2 protein-coding genes are annotated in these 1,017 nt (G+C 40.6%); both read left to right on the top strand.

Translation table 11 applies throughout. From position 1 onward, the window contains the following. On the top strand, window positions 1–420 hold a 420-nt coding region (locus tag SYN8016DRAFT_RS15655; protein ID WP_006855128.1), incomplete at its 5' end, for a PHB depolymerase family esterase. A 5-nt stretch (window positions 421–425) separates the two neighbouring features. Further along, window positions 426–1,017, top strand: a 592-nt coding sequence (locus SYN8016DRAFT_RS15150; protein WP_141561543.1) for an SDR family oxidoreductase, incomplete at its 3' end; no start/stop codon positions are given.

Genomic DNA, 1,017 nt, shown 5'->3' with positions numbered 1-1,017 from the left:
CCAATAGATCTTGAACTATTCTGTAAGCCAAGTCGGCCCATGCCAGTTATCATGTTTTCGGGTACTTTGGACAGATTTGTCCCTTGGAAGGGTGGTACCTCTTCTAAAGGACGAGTCGGTACTTTTCTTTCTCCACTTTCAACTGCAAAATGGTGGGCAACTAATAACAATTGTAGTATCCAACCACTTCAGGAAGACGTAGTTTCGTCCTCATCTGTTTCAAAAGATTCTACAAATGTCATCAAATATTTATTTTCTGAATGTCAAGACTCGTCAAGCGTTGTTCTTTATAAGATTATTGGTGGTGGGCATACATGGCCCAGCGGTTCTTCACAGCCCAGATGGCTTGTTGGCACCACATCTTATAAAGTTGATGCTTCAATGTTAAGCTGGGATTTCTTCAAACAGTATAGGAGGTAAAGCTTTTGACTTTTCCTGACAATGTGAATCTTCGTGGCTCTGTTTATCTTGTAGCTGGTGCTTCTGGTGGAATTGGAAAATCCCTTTCTACATTGTTACACAGTTTAAACGCAACAGTCGTCTTGGTCGATTTATCCACTGAGTCATTAGTTGATTTAGTTGATGATCTATCGAAAAGCAATCCTAATGCTCCCAAACCTCAAGTCTTTGCAGCAGATATTTCTTCCGAGTCTTCACTAAAGGATTTAACAACATGGTATTCGGCGCATTTTCAGCATATAAATGGTCTTATTAATTGTGTCGGCTTGCTTAGAACTGGAGAATCTCTCAAGCCTATATCCGAGACATCCCTCTCTGAATGGGAAACAATTATCAATGTTAATCTTACAGGTACATTTTTGCTAAATCGTGCTTTCATACCCATTATGCAGAAGCAGCGATTTGGCGACATAATCAACATTTCTTCAGTATCTGGTACGCAAGGTCGAGCCTTTGATGGTCCATACTGTTCGTCTAAATTTGGCATAATTGGGTTATCTGAGTCCATAGCCGCTGAGGTTTCTTCTAGCGGTATACGTGTTCAATGTCTTCTTCCTG

Source organism: Synechococcus sp. WH 8016 (assembly GCF_000230675.1).
Taxonomy (GTDB): Bacteria; Cyanobacteriota; Cyanobacteriia; order PCC-6307; family Cyanobiaceae; genus Synechococcus_C.
The sequence above is the reverse complement of the archived record's forward strand: the minus strand, read 5'-3'. Positions and strand labels throughout refer to the sequence as shown.